Raw genomic sequence first — 21,378 nt, 5'->3', positions numbered from 1 at the left:
TCGCGCGATGCCGAGACACAGCGACGAGTTGACCCCTGTGACCTACCAGGAGTTCATTTCGCTGTGCCGCCGATATGATCGAGACCAGCTCCTTTGGCTGCTCTACCAGGCGTCTCGGACTTGGAATGGCGAGACGCTTCTTTCGAACGGTCGAGTGAAGAACGTGCTGCCATGGACCGTCGCGGGAACCGCCGCAGTCCTCGTCTGCCGAGGCACCAGCGGTGGTAGGAGGCCTACCTACGCCGACGTGGAGTTGATCTGCAACCGCTTCATGCACCTTGTGCAGCCGGGACTGCTGAATGGCATTGACGATCTCGCCCGCGGACTATCTCGCTACGTCTCGCAACAGGCCCCACATCAGCGGGCAGGCCTCGCCGAGCTATCCCGGCCGGTGGCGCTCTACGCGGAGACCGACTTCCCTGACGGCTATGCGCCGCGTGTCATGGTCGACGGATGGGACGACGATCTGCTGGGAGCATCGGTTGCCCGATTCGTTTCCATCGGGTTCTGTCTCTGGGCGGCGGCGCTGCGCGGAAGCCGGTACCCGTTCCCGTGGGACGAGCGAATGCTCTCCGTTGTCGATGACATGGGCGGGATCGAGGTCTTCAGCGCGGTGACCGAGGCGCAGTTCCTCACGGAGATCGACGTCTTCAAGACCGCTCGGCGGGCTGCGGTCGATGCGCCAGGCGGGACGCCGAACGAGCGGTTCGTCCGCGAGCCGTTCGCCTACAACCCTCTCGTGGCGCGGCCGCTGGTCGGCGGAATCGTGCCAGGCGAGTGGATTGCCCCGTGCGTGCAGATGATTGAGCTGCGAACGTCCGTGCAGGGAGTCCTGTACTCGGGTCTCGAACGCTGGGGGCAGCGGTTCACCGACGACGCTGGGCAGCTCTTTGAGCAGTATGTCGGACGCCAGCTACGACTCATCGAGCACGCTGAGGTGATCCCCGAGATCGTCTATCAGGACGGTCGCAACGCGAAGAAGACCATCGACTGGTTCGTGGTGCTCCCAGAGGCAGTGATCCTGATTGAGTGCAAGAACTCCGTCCCGACGGCGGCAGTGCGCGAAGGTCTCGATGGGTTCGGCGACGCGCACCAGCGGCTCAACAAGGGCATCGAGCAGATCAACAAGACCGTCCAGCTCATCAGGGATGGACAACTGGAGCTGTCATCCATCCCTGCGGATCGTCCGCTGATCGGACTCGTGGTGACGCTCGGCAACTTCGACTTCGCCAACGAGGTCTACATCCGCGCTCAGATGACCCAAGCCAACGTCCCGGTCAGCATCGTCGGGGTCGACTTCATAGAGCAGTTCGTGACGCTGGCTGGTGTGGACTGGCCCGGGTTCATCGGCAAAGCAGCGACTCTTGTGCTGCCGACGAACGTCATTGAGGCACGGAACTGGATCGACGGATTCATGCTGGGCGAGAACCCCATCCTCAAGTCGGCGTTCGAATCGCTTCCTGTCATCGCCGCGCTGGGCGAATCGCTCCCCAATACGTCATCTGATGTGTCCTCGAACTCGCCCGAAGCGTCATCGACCACGCCGCTGTCGCAGGCCCCCGGTAGCCTGGGAAGTCAGGAGGACTTCTAGTGGCGACATCAAATCGTGACCGCATTGGGCGGATGTTCGAGATCCTCGCGGAGGCGCTCGACCCGTTCATTGCGGAGGTGCTGGAGCCGCAGATCGGGGACTCCGATTGGGCGCTGGTCGTCAAGCTCGCCGACGAGGAAAAGGGCATCACCGGCAAGGCATACAGCCGGGAAGACCCTGCCGTGCAGCTTCGGATGCTCACCGAGGGGTTGACGGGCCGCGTGAAGAAGGGCTGGTACCCGTTCAAGGGCACCGTCACCCGTGAGCACGAGGCGTATGCGAGCCTGCTGCGCGAGACTCGGAACCAGTGGGCGCACAACGCCTCCTTCGATGACGATGCGGCGCTGCGTGCGCTCGACTACGCCCGGCTGCTGCTCGCCGCGGTGGGACAGGCGTATGCGGCAGACAAGGTGGACGCGATCCGCCTCGACCTGCGGCGAATCGCCACGGGCAAGCAGGACACGCGGGCGCTGAAGTCCTCGACCGTGGTGCCCGGCGCTTCGGGGCTGGCCCCGTGGCGGCAGGTGCTGAAGCCGCGCGACGAGGTGGCGACGGGCAACTTCCAGTCCAGCGAGTTCGCTGCCGACCTCTATAAGGTTGCCCGCGACCCGGGGGCGACGAGCGGGGAGTATTCCGATCCGGCGCAGTTCTTCGCCCGAACCTATCTCACGGAGGGCCTGCGCGACCTGATCGGCCGCGCGGTGAAGCGGCTGGCCGGGGACACGAACGCCTCGCCCGCGGTGAACCTCCAGACGAACTTCGGTGGCGGCAAGTCGCACTCGATGCTCGCGCTGTGGCACCTGGCCGGCGGTCTGCCGCTCGCCAAGTTCCCGCAGGAGGCGCAGGAGCTGCTGACGGCCAACGGCTACCCGACGGAGGGTGTCACCGCGAGCCGGGTTGCGCTCGTCGGCAACCACTTCGCGCCGCAGGGCGAGACGAAGGACGACAGCACTCGCGTGAACACGCTGTGGGGCGAGCTGGCCTGGCAGCTCGGCGGGCGCGAGGCGTATGAGATCGTGCGGGAGCACGACGAGAAGCGCACCAATCCGGGCGGTGACCTGCATGTGCTGCTGTCGAAGTACGCGCCAGCGGTGATCCTGATTGACGAGTGGGTCGCCTACGCGCGGCAGCTCTACGGCCGTGAGGATCTCGCGGGCGGCACGTTCGACACGCAGTTCACGTTCGCGCAGTCGCTGACCGAGGCGGCGAAGTCGATCCCCGGCGTGCTGCTGGCCATCTCGATCCCTGCCTCGCACGACGGCGACGACAGCGGCGAGGTCGCGGGCGCGGCCGAGGAGGTCGGCGGGTCGAACGGCATGGAGGCGCTGAAGCGGCTTCAGAACGTCGTGCGCCGGGTGGCCGACCAGTGGCGTCCGGCTTCGAGCGACGAGGCGTACCGGATCGTGAAGCAGCGCCTGTTCGAGTCGGAGGACGCGCAGGCGCTCGCGCAGATCGCGGCGACCGCGAAGGCGTTCAGCGACTTCTACCAGGCCAACGCGGGGGAGTTCCCCAAGGAGGCCCGCGACCCGCAGTACGGGCGGCGCATCCAGCAGACGTATCCGCTGCATCCCGAGCTGTTCGACCGGCTCTACGAGGATTGGTCCTCGCTGGAGCGGTTCCAGCGCACCCGCGGCGTGCTGCGTCTGATGAACGCCGTGATCCACGCGCTGTGGGTCGGCGAAGACCAGGGACCACTCATCCTCCCCGGCTCGATCCCGCTGGCGGTCGCCTCGGTGAACGCCGAGCTGACGCAGTACCTCCAGGACTCGTGGAAGGCCGTCATCGACGCTGACGTGGACGGCACGAACTCCGAGCCCGCTCGCATAGACAGCGACAAGCCGGTGCTGGGCCAGCGGTCGGTCACCAAGCGACTGGCCCGCACCGTGTTCTTCGGCGCGGCACCGACCATCGGCACCGCGCACAAGGGTATCGACACGCAGCGGGTATTCATTGGCACCGCGGTGCCCGGCGACGTCGTCGGCAACTTCCACTCCGCGTTGACCCAGCTCGGCGACCGCACGACCTATTACTACTCGTCAGCGGGCAAGCACTGGTATGACACCCAGGCCAACATCACCCGTCGTGCGAAGGACGCCGCCGACGCGCTGCACCCCGAGGACGTGTGGGCCGAGATCGTGAGGCGGCTGCGCGGCGAGGAGCGCGCCCGTTCGGACTTCGCGGGTGTGCACGTCGGCCCGACCGACTCGGGCGACATTCCCGACACCGACCAGGCCCGGCTCGTCATCCTGCATCCGAAGTTCCCGCACCGCCGCAAGAAGGGCGACTCGCCCGCGCATGACTTCGCGCGAGCCGCGACCGAGCGGCGGGGCACCGCGAACCGCGCGAACCGCAACATGGTGGTGTTCCTCGCGCCTGACGAGGAGCGCCTGGCTGAACTCGACCAGGCCGCACGCTCCTTCCTGGCGTGGAAGGAGATCGCGGAGAAGGCGAACGAGCTGAACCTCACACCGCAGCAGCTCGCACAGGCCACCGACAAGCGCGACCAGTTCGGCCGCACCGTCGACGACCGGCTCGCGCTGACCTACCAGTGGGTGCTCAACCCCGTCGCGCCCGATCCCGGCTCGCCGTTCGAGCTGGAGGAGGTCAAGGCTGACGGGCAGGCGGGGACCCTCGCCGAGCGCGTCGCTAAGAAGCTCGGCAGCGCGGGCGCGTACTCCACCCAGCACGCGGCCCGCTCGATCCGCCTTGCGCTCGACATCAAGATTCCGGTCGCGTGGTCGGCAGGGCACATCGCCGTCGGCGACCTCTGGAGTCTGTACGGGCAGTACCCGTACATGCCGCGGCTGCGCTCCCGCGAGGTGCTGATCGATGCGATCGACAACCAGCCGCTGCTTTGGCAGAGCGAGAGCTTCGCCCTCGCGGACGGCTACGACGAGGCCACCGGTCGTTACAGCGGACTCTGGCTGCCAGGCGACACCGGGCGTGCGCCCGTCACCGACGCCACCCTCATCGTCAAGCCTGCCCAGGCCGAAGCACAGCGTGCCGAGGACGTGGCCACGATCGCGACTAGCAGTGTGCCCGAGCCCAGCTCGGGCGATCCAGCAGCCGGGGCGACCGCAGCGTACTCCTCGCTGGGGGAGTGGCAACGCCCGCCCCAGCACCCGCGAAGAAGGCTGCGGCGACCCGCTACGTCGGCAGCGCACCGATCAGCGCGGAACGGTACTCGGCCGACTTTGCCAAGATCGCCACAGAGGTACTCGCCAACCTCGCCGCATCCGGCGCGAAGCTCAGCATCTCGATCTCCGTCGACGCCGTTCATCCCGACGGCTTCACCGAGCAGCAGCTCCGCACCATCCGCGAGAACGCCACCACGCTGAAGTTCACCACCAACGAGTTCGAGTCAGAGTGACGGAAGGAAACCACTCGACTGCCAGGGGTGTTTCGTGGTCGTTAGCCGACTCGTTCGTCCAACGCCGGGATCCCAGGGAACAGACGCTGACGTTCAGCTTCTAGGACTTCTCTGACCAGTTCAGCTTCGGAGACGTCGAATGCTTCGGGTGCGGCAGCTGCCGTCTCGCTCACTGCGGCGAAGTCGGCGAACAGCGCCTTCTTGCGCGCGAGGATCTGAGTGACTCGTGCGTCGACGCCTTCCTCAGAGAGCAGCCGGTGCACCTGGACGGATTGAAGCTGACCCATGCGATGAGCACGAGCGATTGCCTGCCACTCTGTGGTCGGCTTGAGTTGCGGCTCGCAGATCACGACAACGGAAGCCGCTTGGATGTTGAGCCCGACGCCGCCGGCGAGGATCTGGGCTACGAGGACTGCGCCACCCTGCGCGGCGGAGAACTCATCGACGAGGTTCTGGCGTTTCGCAGCAGGCACACCTCCGGTGAGCGGACCGAACACACGGCCGGGGAGTGCCGCCGTGACCGCGTCGAGGACATTCAGGAAGTTCGAGAACACGATGACCTTGCGGTCGTTGTCTTCGGCTTCGCGAACGATCTCGGTCAGTCGCGCAATCTTCTCGGAGTCCCTGCCCGTGAGCATGGTCGCTTGCCGCATCGCCTGGAAGTTCCCGGCATACACGGCGTCGCGGTAGCGCGAAGAATCCGTGGACGACATCGGCAACCACTCATCGACTTCGACGAGGTCGGGAAGCTCGGTGAGCACGTCTTCCTGATTGCGCCGAAGGTACGCCGGCGCCACCTGCTGCCGGAACAGTCTCGGGCGCAGATCAGTGGCATCCACAATGAGATCAGGGCGGAGGTAGCTGACGAGATTCCTGAACTCTTCGACCCGGTTCTCGAGTGGCGTACCGCTCAGGAGCACCGCCCGCTCCGCCGATTCGATCAAGGCCTTGCTCCGGGCCGACCGGAGTGCGCCAGGGTTTTTGATGTAGTGAGCCTCGTCGAAGACGACGCAAGCGAGTTCTTCGACCGATGCCTGGCGGGCCTCGAGCCACGCCAACGACTCGTAGGTCGTCACGGCGATCCCGCCGTTCCGCACCCACGATCGGAGTTCGCCGTCTCGTCCCACCCCGTGGAGTCTGTGCGCACGTAGCGTCGACTTGGACTGGATTTCGCGCATCCAGTTCGTGACGACCGCGGCCGGGCAGACGACGATGCCGTGGTGCGCGCCCTTCGCTCGCAGGTGAGCGAAGACTGCAAGTGCCTCGACGGTCTTGCCGAGGCCCATCTCGTCGCCGATGATGACCTTCCGCTGAACGAGTGCGAACCGTGCACCGAAGCTTTGGTACCCGCGGAGCGAGGCTGTGAGGTGGCTGGCGTCGAGCTCGAACCCGCGCACTGCTTCGACGATCTCTTCGGGAAGGCCACCGGCAACCGCGTCCTCGTCTTCAACAAGGAAGCCGAGTTCGTGCAACATGGCGAAGTAGTCCGCCGGGCGTGCGAGAAAGTCATCCCATGCTGTGGCGGAACCTCGCTGAGGGGCCAGCCCACCGATGAGTCCTGCCCGATTCTTGACGGCCTCGACAGCAGCAATGAAGTCAGCGTGGTCGGAGCCGGCATCCATCACGACCAGGCTCGCAAGATCTGACGGAAGCGCCTTTGCCAAGGGAGTCAGCGCCGCCGCGTGCGCGAGATCCGCGGTCGCGTTCTTCGTCTTCCGGGTCGCGTCCCACGATCTCAGCTGTTCAACGAGCTTTCGGGTCTCCGCGCTCGGGTTCTGAATATCGATGCGCACTGGCATTTCCTCGAAGGTCGCCTGCCAGATCGCGCGAGCCGCTCCCTTGATTCGGTGTGCGCTCGTCGCGCCGATGCCTGGAATCGCCTCCAGGTGCGACGAGTACGTGAAGACATCCTGGACAGTGCGTAACCCGGCCTGCGATAGGAGGTTGGTACGAATTCGTTCACGCGTGGCGTCCTTGAGCCTGTCGATCGGCATATCGGCGACGAGTCGATCGGTCTCTGCACGTCGAAGAGCGGTCCCGGCGTCGACGGCCCGTCGGCGATTATCGTCCTCGAGGGTCAGTGTCCGGTTGATCAGATCGACAGCCGCGGACAAGCCGGCCACCGCAGCACCGGGGAGAAGGCTAAGGGGGGTCTTGCTGAGACGTGCCGAGAATCCAACCCACGGCTCGAGCGCCGAGAACGGTTGAACCGAACTGTGTCCTCGTACGCTGTCATCGATGCGTACGAGCGACTGCGGGACGCCGACCGAGTGTCCCCACGAACGGAACTCGGCGAGATATCGGGCGGATGCGGCGCCCTCGTCCTTGGCCTTTCCTCCGCTGAAGATGCGACGGACCCCAAGAAGTGAGCGCACCTTGAGAAGCGCATCCGGCACGGAAGTGTAGAGAGCGTTCAGCGCGTGTTCTTCGCTCGCCGCCAGCTGGGGAAGCTGGGTCGCGCGCGCGACGAGTCCGAGGTCGGCCGCCCGGCTTTGCCCCAGCGGAAGCACGTTCCACTGCCGCTCTCCCTTGCGATCGACACCGACGATCGATTGGCGCAGACGGGTGAATGCGTCATCTGAACCCGTCTGGACGTTTGCTCGGTCGGCGATGATGAGCGCAGCGTGGCGCGACCATGCGGTGACCTCGGTGACGGTCGCCCGCAGCTGGTCGAGCTCTTCACGGTTCATGGGCGCGGACTCAGGTTCTCGGCATGGGGATCGGGGATGATTCGACGGTACCTGAGGTCGCTGGGTGGGGGCAGTGGAGGCACTCGAAGTGGGGTGGACGAGTTCCGGGGAGATGTCGATGCCCCTCTTGTGTCGCATGAGCCTTGAGCCGAGGGGTAGCAGGACGGTTCGCGAAAGCTCGTGGCCATAGCGGTGCCATCGATGCGACCACACGACTGGCCTTCAAGTTGCGTCCCGCATAGTGGTGTAGCGCGGTGGCCGAGCTCGTCGCTGAAGACGTAGACGCGGTCACCGTGTGATCCTTCGAGAAGTCTCTTACCTCCACTCGAAAGGCATCATCACGATGACCGCTCCTCATATTGTCGACCCTGCCGGCCTGCTCGGCGAAGCCCTGACCGACGCGTCCCCGGATCTGATGCGCTCGCTGCTGCAGACGATGATCAACGCGCTCCTGTCTGCCGACGCGGATGCCGTCGTCGGCGCCGAATGGGGCCAACGCAGTCCCGGCCGCCAGGCGCAGCGCAACGGGTACCGGCACCGCGACCTCGACACCCGGGTCGGCACGATCGACGTCGCCGTCCCGAAGCTCCGTTCGGGCACGTACTTCCCGGACTGGCTCCTCGAGCGACGCAAACGCGCGGAGTCCGCCCTGATCACCGTCGTCGCGGACTGCTACCTCGCCGGCGTGTCCACGCGTCGGATGGACAAGCTCGTGAAGAGCCTCGGGATCCACTCGCTGTCCAAGTCACAAGTGTCCAGGATGGCCGCTGACCTCGACGAACACGTCGACCAGTTCCGACACCGGCCCCTCGATGAGGCGGGTCCGTTCACGTTCGTCGCCGCCGACGCGCTCACGATGAAGGTCCGCGAAGGAGGGCGGGTGATCAACGCCGTCGTGCTGATCGCGACCGGCGTCAACGCCGACGGCCGCCGCGAAGTCCTCGGCCTCCGTGTCGCGACCAGTGAGACCGGGCCGGCGTGGAACAGCTTCTTCGCCGACCTCGTCGCCCGCGGCCTGGGCGGAGTCCGCCTCGTCACCAGCGACGCCCACCAAGGGCTGGTGGAGGCGATCAGCGCGAACCTGCCCGGCGCTTCCTGGCAACGCTGCCGCACCCACTACGCCGCGAACCTGATGTCCGTCACACCGAAGAGCATGTGGCCGGCCGTGAAAGCGATGCTGCACTCCGTCTACGACCAACCGGACAAGGACGCCGTCAACGCACAGTTCGACCGACTCCTGGACTACGTCGACGGGAAACTCCCCGACGCGTTCGAGCACCTCGACACTGCACGGGCCGACATCCTCGCGTTCACCGGATTCCCCGAGCCACTCTGGCAGCAGATCTGGTCCAACAACCCGAACGAGCGTCTCAACCGTGAGATCCGCCGCCGCACCGACAGCGTGGGCATCTTCCCGAACCGAGACGCGATCATCCGCCTCGTCGGCGCCGTCCTGGCCGAGCAGACCGACGAATGGGCCGAAGGCCGCCGCTACCTCGGACTCGACATCCTCACCAAGTCCAGACTCACACTCGTCCCCGACACCCGCATCGAGGAGGTGACCGACAGCATCCTCGAACTCAGCGCCTAACCCAACAACACGAAGGATCGAGCGCTACACCATTACCAGGGACTTGACCGGCCTTCAACAAATCACATATACCAATCCAGGTTGATACATGTGATATATTCGGAGCATGACGCAAGAGCAAGGTGGGCGGACCGAACAGATCAACGTCCCTGTTCCGGCCGAGCGGGTTGGCGAGTTCTTTCGATGGTTCGCCGACTGGCTCGAGCTTCGGGCTGATGGACCGGTTCGCGCAGATTCGCAAGGCCCCAGCAGGGCGGATGCATCCGGCCCGCGCCGGCCTCAGGAAGACGGCGACCTGGTGTCAAGAGGTGCCCAATGGTGGCAACTGCTGACTTCGTCAGAGCGCACGATTTGGAGTATGTGGATTGATGCGTCGCCCGGACTAGTTTCCGCCCACGAAATCGTTGAGCGGCTGGGGCTTCGAGACGCGGACAGTATCCGCGGAAAGATCAACCGGTTCGCGGGAAAGGGCGCATCGGTCGGATTCCCGGTCGGCTGGCAGAGCCACGCGATTGATCCAGACAGTGGAGAGAAGCTCTACGGAATCCGTGACATGAACGAGAAACCGTACGACCCGAAGCCCGGGCTCGCGGCGAAGGAGTACACCACCATTCTTCGCGAAGCGAGGGCGCTAGCCGAAGATCAAGAAACGGATGAGAAGAACCAATGAACGACGACAAGATCTGGTACTCGATCGGTTCCGCCTGGCTTGGACACGGCTTTCCCGACGACAACCTTCCCCTTCTCCGTCGAGTGACGAACTCGATCGCGATCGATCACTACGTGAAGCGCCCGGGAAGGAACTATGTGGAGGCCGTCCGCAAGGACGGCGGTAAGCCGCTGAAGATCTACTACGGCTACACAACGGGATTCGCCTCCGAACAAGACGTCCTTGACTCTGCAGGGGACGTTCACCGGTGGCCGACCTCGAAGACTGGACGCAGCTGGGGGATCACGCACCCCGTGAACAACATCCGCGACTGAGGCGGCGGGCACAGGGCTCAGCGGTTACGCCAGCGCGAGCCCTCTTGGCGGCACTGAGCCCGAGGGGTCACATGCGGGCGAGTAGCTCGGCCTTCTTAGCGGCGAACTCTTCCTCGGTCAGTATCCCCGAGTCACGAAGTGACGCGAGTTTCGTGAGTTGATCGGCAAGATCGGGTTGCGCCGGGGCCGCTTGCTCAAGGGGCGCCGATGTCTCCGCAGGTCGCGTTGGGAACCGGTCCTTCACGATGCCGGCAACGAAGGAGAACGCCTGCTCGGTCACTGTGGGCTTCTCGGCGGGTGCCGTCGCTGCGTTGGCCTCGCCGACGGGCTCGACCGGCTCGACACGCTGGGCGCGGAGCACGGTTTCGAAGTGCTTGAACATGGCATCCGGGAGTTTGATAACTGATCGTCTTCCGTCGAGCCAGTCGACACGGACGATGTGCGACGGGCCGACGGAGTCAAATGTCGCGCCAACCGCCGCTGAGGCGGCCTTGCCAAGCTGGCCTGGAAGCACTGCGCCCGCTACGGCCTTGCTCACGGCGCCCACGGCGCTTCCCTTGCCGTCGGGGGTCGTTTCGGTCCACTCGGCAACGTTCTCAGGTGTGAGCTTGCGAAACTTGAATCCCGCTTGAACGACCAGCGTGCTGCCGACCCGGGTTGAAACGACCGCGTTGAGGTAGTCGCCGCCGACGACACGTCCTGTACCCACCATGGCAGAACTCTAACCGTTGCGAAGAACAGGGACCGCACGCTGATGTCTCCTGAGAACCCCCAGAAGGAGGTAGGCGGACTCGCGCTTGGAGGCCGCGTTTCTCCTGCTCTGACCGGGTAAGGGTGACCCGACGGGTGCGTGTCGGCACGGAGTGCTGAACGCGTGGCGTGTGCACAAGAAGCCTGATCCGACGCCGATCCGACGCATGATTCGAAACTTGACTTGATCAGCGTATTCGAAGCGGCGTGGAATGGATTCCGCGAAAGCGTGGAATCGGCTCTACGGGACGCACTTCTGTCCCGCGCGACTACTAGGCAAGCGCCTTTTCCTGAACACCCCACCAGATGCTTCAGAACGGCCCGGGTCGATGACCCGGGCCGTTCTCGTCTTCAGCGGCGTGCGGTCACGATCGTCGCTGTCGCGGCATCGATTGGATCTCGTCATACGCGGCGATCGTGAGACGACCGATCGTCGACCAATCGAGCGCACCGAGGTCGGGGCGCGCCGGGCGCGGGGTGTCTCGGAGCCACTCCATCGCCCGTTCGAGCGTCTGGGCGGTGAAGGGCCCGTCGTACGTGAACACCCATTCCGACCCGACCTCGCGGGCGAGTTCGGGAATGGCGCCGAGGGCGGGTGCGACGACCGGGCGATCCGCGGACAGCGCGAGGATCGCCGAGCCCGAGTTCTGGATCGTGAGGTACGGGAGCACGACCAGGTTCGCAGCCCGGAGCCAGCGGGCCATCTCGTCTTCTGAGAGCCGGCCCAGGTGCATCCGGATACGAGGTGCGTCTTGGGCTCGTGCCGTGAGATCGTCGGCGATCGCGCGCGTCGGCGCGCCCGCGATGATGAGTTCCGTGCCCGGATCGTCGAGTTCGCTGAACGCTTGCAGGAGCGCCGGAACGTTCTTGTAGGCGCGGATCGCGCCGACATAGGCGATGAGCGTGCGCTCGGGATCGATGCCGAGCGCCTGTCTCGCCTCCTCCGCGGTCTGGTCTACGAGGTAGTCGTCCCGGTAGTGCCCATGCGGGGTGATCTTGACGGGCACGTCGGCGAACTCCGGGAACACCTGCTGCACGGACTGGATCGCGTTCTCGGAGAGCACGAGCACACCGTCGACCTCCTGCCCCCACAGGCGGCGCAGGCGGGCACGCATCTCGGGCGTCGACCGTTCCTCGTGCGCCTCCAGGTTGTGCGCCGTCCAGACCAGTCGCGTCCCCCGCGCCCGCGCGACGCGGAGGCAGGCGCTGAAGGTGAAGAGTCGCCATGCGACCTCCCACGGGCGGTGGCTCGTCAGGAAGAGCAGCTCGGGCCAGTGCATGTGGACGATCTCGGGCCCCTGTAGGAGACGTCGAAGGCTGAACTCCTGGACACGCCACCCGTGCGCCTCTACCTGCTCGTAGAGCCTCGCGTTGTAGGGGTTGGCGCTGCGCGTGCGAAACGCGGGCTCGGCGAGGACGGTCTTGGGTCGTGGCATAGACACCGGCCTTTCATTGAGCTTTCGGGTGGAGCTCCATGGGCCACGTCGACCGCATGGCGCGCACAGCATATCGATGCCGTGCGACCGGTCGGATCCGACGCACCGCATGTCGCCGCGGGATGGCGCTCAGCCGAACCGCGTCAGAATGCGGTCGACCTGTTCGGCGTGGGTCGGCCACGGGAAGTCGGGGAGGGTCGGGCGCAGTGTCGCGTAGCCGTGGAGCGCGATCCTGATGGTGATGGCGTCGGCGAGGAGGTCGGCGCTCGCACCCTCGCCCGCGGTCGCGCGGAGCGCGGCGACGAGCACCTCGAACACCTCGTTCCGGGCGGCGGTCGCGAGGGAGACATCCGAGGGTTCGCGGCGCGTGAAGATGAGCAGGTAGCGGCTCGGCTGCTCCTCGGCGAAGTCGAGGTAGGCGATGCATCCGGCGCGCAGGCGCGCGAGCGGTTCGGACTCCGACGCCACGGCGTGCTCGACCCGCACGCGCAGGTCGTCCGCGGCCGACGCGATGACCGCGTCGACGATCGCGTCGCGCCCGGCGAAGTGCTCGTAGATCGAGGGCGCCGCGATCCCGATCTCGCGGGCGACCGCGCGGAGTGTCACGGATTGCTCGGTGCCGGTGCGTTCGATGAGGTCGGATGCCGCGGCGAGGATCTCTTCTCGCAGCCGCCCGCCCTCGCCGCGCCGATTGTTCCGCCGAGGGGCGGTGGTCTCTGCCATACGTCAACCTTACAGGCGTTAGGGGTTGTGGCGAGTCGTCCGGTTGCTTACCTTACGCTTACAACCTTACGCACGTAAGGCTACAATCGAAGGAAGGAACGCACCTTGACCACCACACTCGCCGTGCTCGCGATCGTCGCGTTCGCGACGCTCGCCGGAACCTCGGCGGCGGCTCATGCGACCGAAACGACCGATGCGAGCAGCGCAACCGAACTGAAGGTCGTCACCGTCAAGAACGACACGCTCCGGACCCTCGTGCTCACCGGCATCGAGGAGCCCGACGGCCTCACGCGCCAACCGCCCATCGGCCACCGGCTCGGACCGGGGAGGCGCACGAGTTCGACATCCTGGCCGATCGCGATGGCGAGTGGGCTCGCGCGAACTACGAGATCGTCACGCTGGGGCCTGGCAGTCACGCGATCGGCACCTTCCAGGTGCACCTCGAGACGAAGGACGCCCCGAGCGACAGCGACTCGGACTACTGGGCCTACAACGACTGCAGCTTCGGCCGCGGGTTCAGCGGTGTGTGCACGGCCAAGATGGACGTCGTCACGGCGACCGAACCCGCCACCCCGCCGACGACCTCGTGTTGGGCGCGGCTCGAGCAGCAGCAAGGTGTCGGCGACGAGCAGCGGGTCGTGGCATCCTGCCCGAGTCTCGCCGACTTCACGAAGGCAGAGGCCCGCTCGAACTGGGACCGCGACGACGTCACGACGGGGTGGTTCACGACCGCCGACCGCGACTACTTCTCGTCGTTCCACCACGTCTTCGAGATCCCGTTCCTGCCGCATCAGGCCGAGATCGCGTACGAGAACGACGGCGCCGGCGTGCGGGTCTACGCGAAGACGCGGCAGTGGCACTACGAGGGAACGACGCTCACAGCGGCCGTGCCTTCTGGGGCATCGGGAGAAGTCGTCTTCGCCGAGCGACGCGGAGACGGGACATCCGTCGAAGTCGGTCGCGCGCCCATCGCAACGAGCGACGATGCATCCGTCTCAGGACTCGCCGTGCTCACCGTGCCGTCCTACACGTTCAGCGCGAACAGCGAGCGCACGGTGATCGCGAGCTTTCAGGCGGCGGATGGCACGGTCCACACGTCGCACAAGGTCGTCGAAGTGCGGTAGCCGCCGTAAGGACTCCGTGAGGAAGTTGACCCCGGGACATCCGCGACTTATGGTTTCGGAGGCCGATACGGCCCACGACCCCCAGGAAGGCAGGTGAGCGCGATGTCGAGTCATAGTCGCCGCGCCACCGTGACGCCTTCGGCGGTCGGCATCTCGATGCACTGATCGTCCGCGAGCGCGCGGTGGCGCAGTGCGCGCGAGCACGCGCGCCCCCTGCGATGCCCCGCACCCGATGGGCCCTGACCCTGCGGGCGTCGCTTCGACGCGAGCAATCGAGGTGAACACCATGGCCCTGATCGACAACGCCGTGTACGTCGGCGGACGACGCACCGAGGAACCCGCCGACCCGGAGCAGACCTGCGAGGTCATGCACGACCGGAGCGGGATGGCCTGGAGCGGGTGGTACCGGCCGACTTCAGAAGAAGTGCGCGCCGTGGCATCCGAATTCTCTTTGCACCCGCTTGCGGTGGAGGACGCGCTCAAAGGCCACCAGCGCGCCAAGCTCGAGCGCTACGACGACACCCTGTTCGTCGTGCTGCGGCCGGCGCGCTACCTCGAGGCGACCGAAGAGGTCGAGGTCGGCGAACTGCACGTGTTCGTCGGACCCGACTTCGTCGTGACGTTCCGGCACGCGGAGTCGCCTGACCTCGCCGCCGTGCGGCGACGGCTCGAGGCATCCCCCGACCTCCTCGCGATGGGACCCGAAGCGGTGCTGTACGCCATCGTCGACGCGGTCGTCGACGGGTACGCGCCCGTCATCCTGGGCCTCGAGAACGACATCGACGAGATCGAGGAGAAGCTCTTCGACGGCGACGAAGGCGTCTCGCGACGCATCTTCGCGCTCTCGCGCGAGGTCATCGACTTCCAGCGGGCGACGAAGCCGCTCGTCGGCATGCTCGAGGCGCTCCTGCGCGGTTCCGACAAGTACCTCGTCGATCCCGAACTGCAGCACCACCTGCGCGACGTGCTCGACCACACGCTGCGGGTCGTCGAGCGGGCGGGCGCGTTCCGCTCGATCCTCGAGAACGCGCTCAACGCGCGCGCCACGTTCGTCGCACAGCAGCAGAACGAGGAGATGCGCGCGATGACCGAGTTCAACCTCGCGCAGAACGAGGAGATCAAGAAGATCACGTCGTGGGCGGCGATCCTGTTCGCGCCGACGCTCGTCGGCACGGTCTACGGGATGAACTTCGACCACATGCCCGAACTGCACTGGGCGTTCGGGTACCCGTTCGCGCTGCTGCTCATGGTGGGCATGGGCGTCGGGCTGTACGGGGTGTTCAAGCGAAAGAGGTGGCTCTGAACGTGCCGGTGTGACTTTCGTCCTTCCCCGTTCGCCCTCCCGCCGCGACACTGGAAGGAGGGCGAACGGAAGGAGCCGTCATGAACGACACCCTGAACGACACCGTCCGCGAGCGGCCCCCGACGCGCCAGCTCGACGAGGCGGAGTGCTGGGAGCGGATCGCTGCGGCGCCCTACGGGCGCATCGCCGCGACGGCGGCGGGCGAGGTCGACATCTTCCCCGTGAACCACGCGGTCGGCGACGGCACGATCGTGTTCCGCACGGCGCCGGGCACCAAGCTGCTCGAGCTCACGATCCGGCATCGGGTCGCGTTCGAGGTCGACGGTGCGTCGGAGACCGAGGCGTTCAGCGTCGTCGTGAAGGGCGACGCCGAGGAGTTCGACCGGCAGGCCGAGGTGTTCGAAGCCGAGCGGCTCGGCGTGACGCCGTGGGCGCCCGAGGAGAAGGACCGCTGGGTGCGGATCATCCCGAGCGAGGTCACGGGGCGCGCGTTCGAGCGGTGAATCGCGCGGCGGCGAGCGGCTCGCCTAGTTGTGCGCAGGCGGCGCCTGCCGCCCGAGCTGGTACACGACCGCCTGCGTGCGGTGCTCGACCCCGAGCTTGCGCATGAGCCCCGACACGTAGTTCTTCACGGTCTTCTCGGCGAGCGAGAGCCGGTCGCCGATCTGCCGGTTCGTGAGCCCTTCGGCGACGAGTGCGAGCACTTGCCGTTCGCGCAGGTTGAGCGAGCCGAAGCGCGGATCGTCGTGCTCGTCGGGTTCGGTCGGCGGCCGCAGGCGCGACGCGACGGTCGGCGAGAGCAGCGAACGGCCGGTGGCCACGCTGCGCACGGCGTCGACGAGTCCGGTTCCGGCGATCGTCTTCAACACGTAGCCGGATGCCCCGGCGAGCACCGCTGCGGTCGCCGCGTCGTCATCGTCGTAGGCGGTGAGCATGAGGCAGCGGATGTCGGGGAAGCGCGAGCGGATGTCCCGGCACAGCGTGATGCCGTCGCCGTCGGGCAGCCGCACGTCGAGCACCGCGACATCGGGTTCGAGCGCCGCGATCCGCGCGAGCGCGCGCTCGGCATTGGGCGCCTCACCGACGACCTCGAGGTCATGCTCGCGGTCGAGGAGCTGCGCGACGCCGCGGCGCACGATCTCGTGGTCGTCGACGAGGAAGACGCGGGTCATCGGGTTGCCCCTTCGTGCGAGGCGGACTCGTCGAACGGTGCGAACCAGGTCGCCGTCGTGCGCCCGGGCTCTGAGTCGATCTCGAACCGGCCGCCCCGGGCCTCTGCGCGGTCGGCGACGTTCGCCAGCCCGCTCCGCGGCACAGCGGCGGGCACGCCGACCCCGTCGTCGTCGACGCGCACCCCGACGCCGCGATCGTCGGAGGTCACCGTGACCCGGATCGCGTTCGCCGACGCGTGCCTCACGGCGTTCGTCAGGAGTTCGCGTGCGGTCGCCGCGACGTCGTCGGCGAGCGATCCGTCGACAGTGAGGTCGACCGGCCCCTCGAACGCCACGGCGATCGGCCGAGGCATCCCGCCGCCGCAGTCGGCCGCGATATCGAGGACGCGATGCCGCAGCGATTCGCCGCTCGCACGTCGCGGCGTCATGGCGAAGATGATCGTGCGGATCTGCAGGATCGTCTCGTCGAGCGTTCCGACGGCCTGGCGGATGCGTGCGGCGAGCCGTTCGTCGTCGACGGACTCGGCGATCGTCTGCAACTCGAGCCCCGTGCCGAACAGCTGCTGGATGACGTGGTCGTGCAGGTCGCGCGCGATACGCGCGCGGTCTTCGACGAGGAGCGCGTGCTGACGCTGCTCGCGCGTCTCTTCGAGGAGACGCGCGTTGGCGATCACGAATCCGGCGGTCGCCGCGAGCGCCGTGACGAGCGACTCATCCTCTTCGGTGAAGTACCCGCGCCGCGCGTTCGAGAGGTAGAGGTTGCCGTAGACCTCGGATCGCACGCGGATCGGCACGCCGAGAAAGGCTTCCATGCGCGGGTGCCCCTCGGGGAAGCCGACCGACCGCGGATGCTCCGAGATGTGGCGCAAACGCACCGGATGCGGGTCGTCGATGAGCGCCCCGAGCACACCTCGGCCCTCGGGGAGATGGCCGATGGCCGAAACATCCGCCTCACTCATGCCCTCGTGGACGAACGATTCGAGTCCGTCGCCGTCGGCCGCGATCACCCCGAGCGCGCCGTACCGCGCGTCGACGAGCTCGACCGCCGCCCGCACGATGCGTTCGAGCACGACGGGAACCTCATCGAGTTCGACGACGGCATGCGTCGCCCGCAGGAGGGCCTGCAGCCGGCCCTCGTCGCGAATCGAGCGATCCGACATCGTGCCTCCGGGTGATGACAGCCGCAGAGTATCACCGCAGGATCGGGGCGGCGGCAGACCCGTGGGACCAACGTCCCGGTCGGATGCCTCGGCGCCGCGGATCGTGGGAATCACAGGCCGAGGGTCGTCCGAGGCCGACGACGTCGAGGTGGTCGAGATGCGAGTGCTCATCGGGATCGATGGCTCCATCGCGAGCCGTGCCGCCATCGCCTGGGGCATCGAACGGGCGCGCGAGGGCGGCGGCGACGTGACGCTCCTCTTCGTCGTCGACGACGAATGGGGGACGGTCGGCGCCTCCGGGCTCGCCGAACTCCGCAGCAGTGCCGCGACCCTCATCGAGCACGAGCTCGTCTCTGCGCGGGCGATCGCCGACGCCGTGCCGGTGCACGCCGAGGTCGCGGTCGGCGCGCCCATGCTGACCCTCGCGATCGAGGCGAAGGACTACGCGGTCGTCGTGATCGGCACGCACAAAGTGGGCGTCTTCAACGGCCTCGCCCTCGGATCGCGCGCCCTGCAACTCGCCGCACTGTCGCCCGTGCCCGTCGCCGTCGTGCCCGCGCAATCGGGCGGGCAGCGCACCGGGATCATCGTCGGGATCGGCGGCGAAGCCGGCGAAGACGTGGTCGTGCGGGCCGCCGCAGCCGAGTCGATCCGGACCGACGAGCCGCTCGTGCTCGTGCGGTCGTTCGCACACTCGGCGGCTGCGGGGGAGTGGCCGCTCGATCGGGCGACCCGGCTCGCCGAATCGCTCGTTTCGCCCGCGGGGGTGTCGCAGCAGCGGTCGGGCGCGGCCCCGGGCGAAGCGCTCGCGGTCATGTCGGGCGAGGCCGTGCTGACGGTCGTCGGCCGGCCGACCGCGGCGGGCGCCCACGGGTACCGGCCGCTCGGCCGGGCGAGCGCCGACCTGCTGATGAACCTCCGCGGACCCGCGCTCATCGTCCCGTTCCAGAACGGGCACGAGCGGGCCGGCGGCGAGGTCTGAGAACGAAAGGGAACGGACATGTTCGAGCGAATCGTGGTCGGCTTCGACGGGTCTCCCGACTCGGACGGCGCGCTCGATTGGGCGGCCGAACACGCGGGGAGCGCGCGTCTGCTGATCGTGCATATCGAGCGCGACCGGGAGAGCGGGAGCGAATACCTCAGTGCGACATCGGAACGCACCGGCCACCGGGTCGAGCTCATCGAGGCGGCCGAGCGGGTGCGCGCGGCGCATCCCTCGTTGCAGGTCGACACCGCGACCGAGATCGGACCCGTCGTCGACGTGCTCCGCTCATACCTCGGGCGCGGCACCCTCGTCGTGGTCGGACGTGACGGCGAGCGGTCTGGCCGTTGGTCGGCGGGCGTTCGGCTCGCCGGCTCGCACACGGGCGGCGCGGTCGCGGTCGTGCCGACGGGCGCCGGCGCAGGGGCCGGCGCGACGCGAACGACGGCCGGCGCCGGTCTCGGCGTCGTCGCGGGCGTCGACGGGTCGCTGCCGGGCGAAGAGGTCGTGAGCGTCGCCGCCGATCTCGCCGAGGCGAAGGGCGAGACGCTCACCCTCGTGCACGCGTGGCTGGCGCCCTCGATGTGGGAGGCCGAGCTCGAAAGCTACGAGGGCGAGTTCGCCGAGTACGAGCAGATGCACCGCGACACGCTCGCCGCGGTCGTCGAGGGTGCCGAGGAGTACGAGGTGACCCCGCAGGCGAAGCTCGTGCACGGGCGGCCGGCGGACGTGCTGCTCGATGCCGCCGAGCAGGCGTCGGCCGTCGTCGTCGGCAGTCACAGCGGGTCCGCGGTCGCCCGGTTCTTGCTCGGATCGGTCAGCCACGAGCTCTTGCTCCGGGCGAAGGTCCCGGTGCTCGTGGTGCTGCCCGACTAGGCAGACCCGACAGAGGGAGTTGAGCGAGATGGAATCACGCAACTGGGTCAGAATCGCCCTGTTGGTGGTGCAGGCGTTCGTCGCCGTCACGGCCGCAGCCGGCGGCGTCGGACTCATGATCGGTGCGCTCGTGCCCGAGACGGCGAGCGTGTTGAATCCGGCTCCCGAGTACCTCGAGGGCTCTCCGTTCGCGAGCTACCTCGTGCCGGGGATCATTCTCGCGCTCGGGCTCGGCGGCGTGCACGTCGCCGCGTTCGTCGCGCTCCTCCGACGCGTCCCGGCGGCCCTCTTCATCGCCGCGGCGACGGGATACGTGACCCTCATTTGGATCTTCGTGCAGATGATCATCATCCCGTTCAGCTTCTTGCAGGCGATGTATTTCGCCGCGGGATGCCTCGAGCTCGGGTTCGTGCTGCTGCTGCTCGGCCTCCTGCCGTGGCGGAAGCCGGGCGGTCAGCAGTTCGAGCGCGCTACCGCGGAAGGCGTCAGCCGACCGCGCGGGTCACGAGTTCTCTGACCCGCGCCTCGACTTCGGGGGTCCAAGCGAGCACGGCGTATCCGACGGGCCAGAGGTCGCCGTCGTCGAGGTTCGCGCGGTCTTCGAACGCGATCGTCGCGTAGCGGGTCTTGAACTTCGACGCCTGCTGCATGAAGACGACCATCTTGCCCTCGGTGTTCGCGAACCCCGGGAACCCGTAGTACGTCTTGGGAAGCAGGCCGGGCGCGACATCCGACACCGCTTTGTAGAAGCCCTCGGCGATCGACTTGTCGCTGCCCTCGAGGCCTGCGATGGCGTCGAGCACCTGCTTCTCGCCGGCGGCGCGGCTCTTGCCCGCCTTCTCCTGGTCGCGCAGTTCCTTCGCGCGCTGCTTGACGGCGGCGCGCTCTTCGGCGCTCAGTCCCTCTGATGTGCCGGTGCCGGCCATGATGTTCCCCTTTCGAGAGTTTCCGGAGTTCGGAAGCCTGACGTCAGGCTATTCGGATGCCTCGGCCGGGCGCTTCTCGATTCCTGCTCGATCGGGTGAGCGCGCATCGCCGACGACGCGGAGCAGCAACTGCTCGACGAGTTCGACGAGGTCGGCGTCGGAAAGTTCGGGGAAGCGGCGGAGCACAGGCCCGAGGTCGAGCGCGAGCCAGAACGCGGCACGTTGAGCGGGAGCGGGAGCGTCGCCGAAGAGCAGTTGCAGCGCGCGTTCGGCGAGAGCGTCGAGCATCGCGGATGCCTCGGGGTCGCGCTGCAGGCTCGGATCGCCGAGGTTCAGCGGGCCCTCGCCTCGGTATGCGGAGACGGTGGCGCGCGCATAGCCGGCGGCCAGGCGTGCGGGGCGAAGGGACGGCTCGACCGTCTCGAGCTCGTCGAGAAGTTCGCGCAGTGGTGTGGTCAGTGCGGTGAGCAGTTCGCGGAGGATCGCGCCCTTGGTCTTGAAGTAGTAGTACACGTTCGCCTTGCGCACGCCCATGGCGTCGGCGATCTCCTGGAGGGAGGTCGCGTCGTACCCCCGCTCGGCGAAGAGCCGCCGGGCGGTCGATAGCACCGTCGCCCGGGTCTGCTCGGCCTGCGAGGCACGTGTGGTCGTCACGCGCGCTATGCTATCTCATTAGCCGCATGGCTAATGAATGGAGAAG

At 67.2% G+C, this 21,378-nt stretch carries 19 protein-coding genes; 11 read left to right on the top strand and 8 right to left on the bottom strand.

The features are described from left to right. Nucleotides 1–37 precede the first annotated feature (37 nt). Both ET445_RS03715 and ET445_RS03710 read left to right on the top strand, forming a co-directional pair. A complete protein-coding gene (locus ET445_RS03715; protein WP_129188953.1) occupies nucleotides 38–1,591 on the top strand; it encodes a nuclease-related domain-containing protein in 1,554 nt (517 codons plus the stop codon). A 32-nt stretch (nucleotides 1,592–1,623) separates the two neighbouring features. Next, a complete protein-coding gene (locus ET445_RS03710) occupies nucleotides 1,624–4,929 on the top strand; it encodes a Swt1 family HEPN domain-containing protein (RefSeq protein WP_208008530.1) in 3,306 nt (1,101 codons plus the stop codon). Nucleotides 4,930–5,002: 73 nt separating this feature from the next. Here the strand turns inward: ET445_RS03710 and ET445_RS03705 are convergent, their stop codons facing one another. Beyond that, on the bottom strand, nucleotides 5,003–7,651 hold the full coding sequence (locus tag ET445_RS03705; protein WP_129188951.1) for a DEAD/DEAH box helicase: 2,649 nt from the start codon (nucleotides 7,649–7,651) through the stop codon (nucleotides 5,003–5,005). 343 nt (nucleotides 7,652–7,994) lie between these two features. Between ET445_RS03705 and ET445_RS03700 the strand changes: the two genes are divergently transcribed. From ET445_RS03700 to ET445_RS03690, 3 genes are all read left to right on the top strand, one after another. Further along, nucleotides 7,995–9,242 carry an IS256 family transposase gene (locus ET445_RS03700; RefSeq protein ID WP_129192390.1) on the top strand — a complete coding sequence of 416 codons (1,248 nt, stop codon included), beginning with the start codon at nucleotides 7,995–7,997 and terminating at the stop codon, nucleotides 9,240–9,242. A gap of 106 nt (nucleotides 9,243–9,348) precedes the next feature. Continuing rightward, nucleotides 9,349–9,912, top strand: a complete 564-nt coding sequence (locus tag ET445_RS03695; RefSeq protein WP_129188949.1) for a hypothetical protein — start codon at nucleotides 9,349–9,351, stop codon at nucleotides 9,910–9,912. Next, on the top strand, nucleotides 9,909–10,226 hold the full coding sequence (locus tag ET445_RS03690; RefSeq protein WP_129188947.1) for a hypothetical protein: 318 nt from the start codon (nucleotides 9,909–9,911) through the stop codon (nucleotides 10,224–10,226). Before ET445_RS03695 ends, ET445_RS03690 begins: the two co-directional genes overlap by 4 nt. Nucleotides 10,227–10,293: 67 nt before the next feature. Here ET445_RS03690 and ET445_RS17800 read toward each other — a convergent pair whose 3' ends face one another. From ET445_RS17800 to ET445_RS03675, 3 genes are all read right to left on the bottom strand, one after another. Beyond that, complete coding sequence (locus ET445_RS17800; protein WP_129188945.1) at nucleotides 10,294–10,938, bottom strand: SHOCT domain-containing protein; 645 nt, start codon at nucleotides 10,936–10,938, stop codon at nucleotides 10,294–10,296. Between the two features lie 403 nt (nucleotides 10,939–11,341). After that, nucleotides 11,342–12,412 (bottom strand): glycosyltransferase family 4 protein, encoded by a 1,071-nt coding sequence (locus ET445_RS03680; RefSeq protein WP_165314285.1) that lies wholly within the window; start codon nucleotides 12,410–12,412, stop codon nucleotides 11,342–11,344. A 129-nt stretch (nucleotides 12,413–12,541) separates the two neighbouring features. After that, the gene (locus ET445_RS03675) at nucleotides 12,542–13,135 is read right to left on the bottom strand and encodes a TetR/AcrR family transcriptional regulator (protein WP_129188941.1); all 594 of its coding nucleotides are present in this window, start codon (nucleotides 13,133–13,135) and stop codon (nucleotides 12,542–12,544) included. A gap of 434 nt (nucleotides 13,136–13,569) precedes the next feature. On the opposite strand from ET445_RS03675, the gene ET445_RS03670 reads away from it, so the two are divergent. The 3 genes from ET445_RS03670 to ET445_RS03660 all read left to right on the top strand — a co-directional run bounded on the left by ET445_RS03670 (nucleotide 13,570) and on the right by ET445_RS03660 (nucleotide 16,065). After that, nucleotides 13,570–14,259 (top strand): hypothetical protein, encoded by a 690-nt coding sequence (locus ET445_RS03670; protein WP_129188939.1) that lies wholly within the window; start codon nucleotides 13,570–13,572, stop codon nucleotides 14,257–14,259. A 286-nt stretch (nucleotides 14,260–14,545) separates the two neighbouring features. Further along, a complete protein-coding gene (locus ET445_RS03665) occupies nucleotides 14,546–15,562 on the top strand; it encodes a magnesium and cobalt transport protein CorA (RefSeq protein ID WP_129188937.1) in 1,017 nt (338 codons plus the stop codon). A gap of 80 nt (nucleotides 15,563–15,642) precedes the next feature. Beyond that, nucleotides 15,643–16,065: a pyridoxamine 5'-phosphate oxidase family protein gene (locus ET445_RS03660; protein WP_129188935.1), complete on the top strand. Its 423-nt coding sequence runs from the start codon at nucleotides 15,643–15,645 to the stop codon at nucleotides 16,063–16,065. A 24-nt stretch (nucleotides 16,066–16,089) separates the two neighbouring features. On the opposite strand, the gene ET445_RS03655 is transcribed toward ET445_RS03660, so the two are convergent. Continuing rightward, nucleotides 16,090–16,734: a response regulator transcription factor gene (locus ET445_RS03655; protein ID WP_129188933.1), complete on the bottom strand. Its 645-nt coding sequence runs from the start codon at nucleotides 16,732–16,734 to the stop codon at nucleotides 16,090–16,092. Further along, a complete protein-coding gene (locus ET445_RS03650; RefSeq protein ID WP_165314284.1) occupies nucleotides 16,731–17,894 on the bottom strand; it encodes a GAF domain-containing sensor histidine kinase in 1,164 nt (387 codons plus the stop codon). Before ET445_RS03650 ends, ET445_RS03655 begins: the two co-directional genes overlap by 4 nt. Nucleotides 17,895–18,051: 157 nt before the next feature. Between ET445_RS03650 and ET445_RS17125 the strand changes: the two genes are divergently transcribed. From ET445_RS17125 to ET445_RS03640, 3 genes are all read left to right on the top strand, one after another. Then, nucleotides 18,052–18,876 carry a universal stress protein gene (locus ET445_RS17125; protein ID WP_165314283.1) on the top strand — a complete coding sequence of 275 codons (825 nt, stop codon included), beginning with the start codon at nucleotides 18,052–18,054 and terminating at the stop codon, nucleotides 18,874–18,876. An 18-nt stretch (nucleotides 18,877–18,894) separates the two neighbouring features. Continuing rightward, the gene (locus ET445_RS03645) at nucleotides 18,895–19,752 is read left to right on the top strand and encodes a universal stress protein (protein ID WP_129188929.1); all 858 of its coding nucleotides are present in this window, start codon (nucleotides 18,895–18,897) and stop codon (nucleotides 19,750–19,752) included. A 64-nt stretch (nucleotides 19,753–19,816) separates the two neighbouring features. Further along, nucleotides 19,817–20,269, top strand: coding sequence for a hypothetical protein (locus tag ET445_RS03640; RefSeq protein WP_243695458.1), 453 nt, complete (start codon nucleotides 19,817–19,819; stop codon nucleotides 20,267–20,269). Here the strand turns inward: ET445_RS03640 and ET445_RS03635 are convergent. Continuing rightward, nucleotides 20,238–20,678, bottom strand: coding sequence for a hypothetical protein (locus ET445_RS03635; protein WP_129188927.1), 441 nt, complete (start codon nucleotides 20,676–20,678; stop codon nucleotides 20,238–20,240). The two genes, ET445_RS03640 and ET445_RS03635, sit on opposite strands and share 32 nt — an antisense overlap. 48 nt (nucleotides 20,679–20,726) lie before the next feature. Further along, nucleotides 20,727–21,332 (bottom strand): TetR/AcrR family transcriptional regulator, encoded by a 606-nt coding sequence (locus ET445_RS17535; protein WP_208008526.1) that lies wholly within the window; start codon nucleotides 21,330–21,332, stop codon nucleotides 20,727–20,729. Nucleotides 21,333–21,378: the final 46 nt, after the last annotated feature.

The sequence above is a fragment of the Agromyces protaetiae genome (assembly GCF_004135405.1).
In the GTDB taxonomy this organism is placed as follows: Bacteria; Actinomycetota; Actinomycetes; order Actinomycetales; family Microbacteriaceae; genus Agromyces; species Agromyces protaetiae.
Note: the sequence above shows the minus strand (reverse complement) of the source record. Positions and strands in the feature narration are given on the sequence as shown.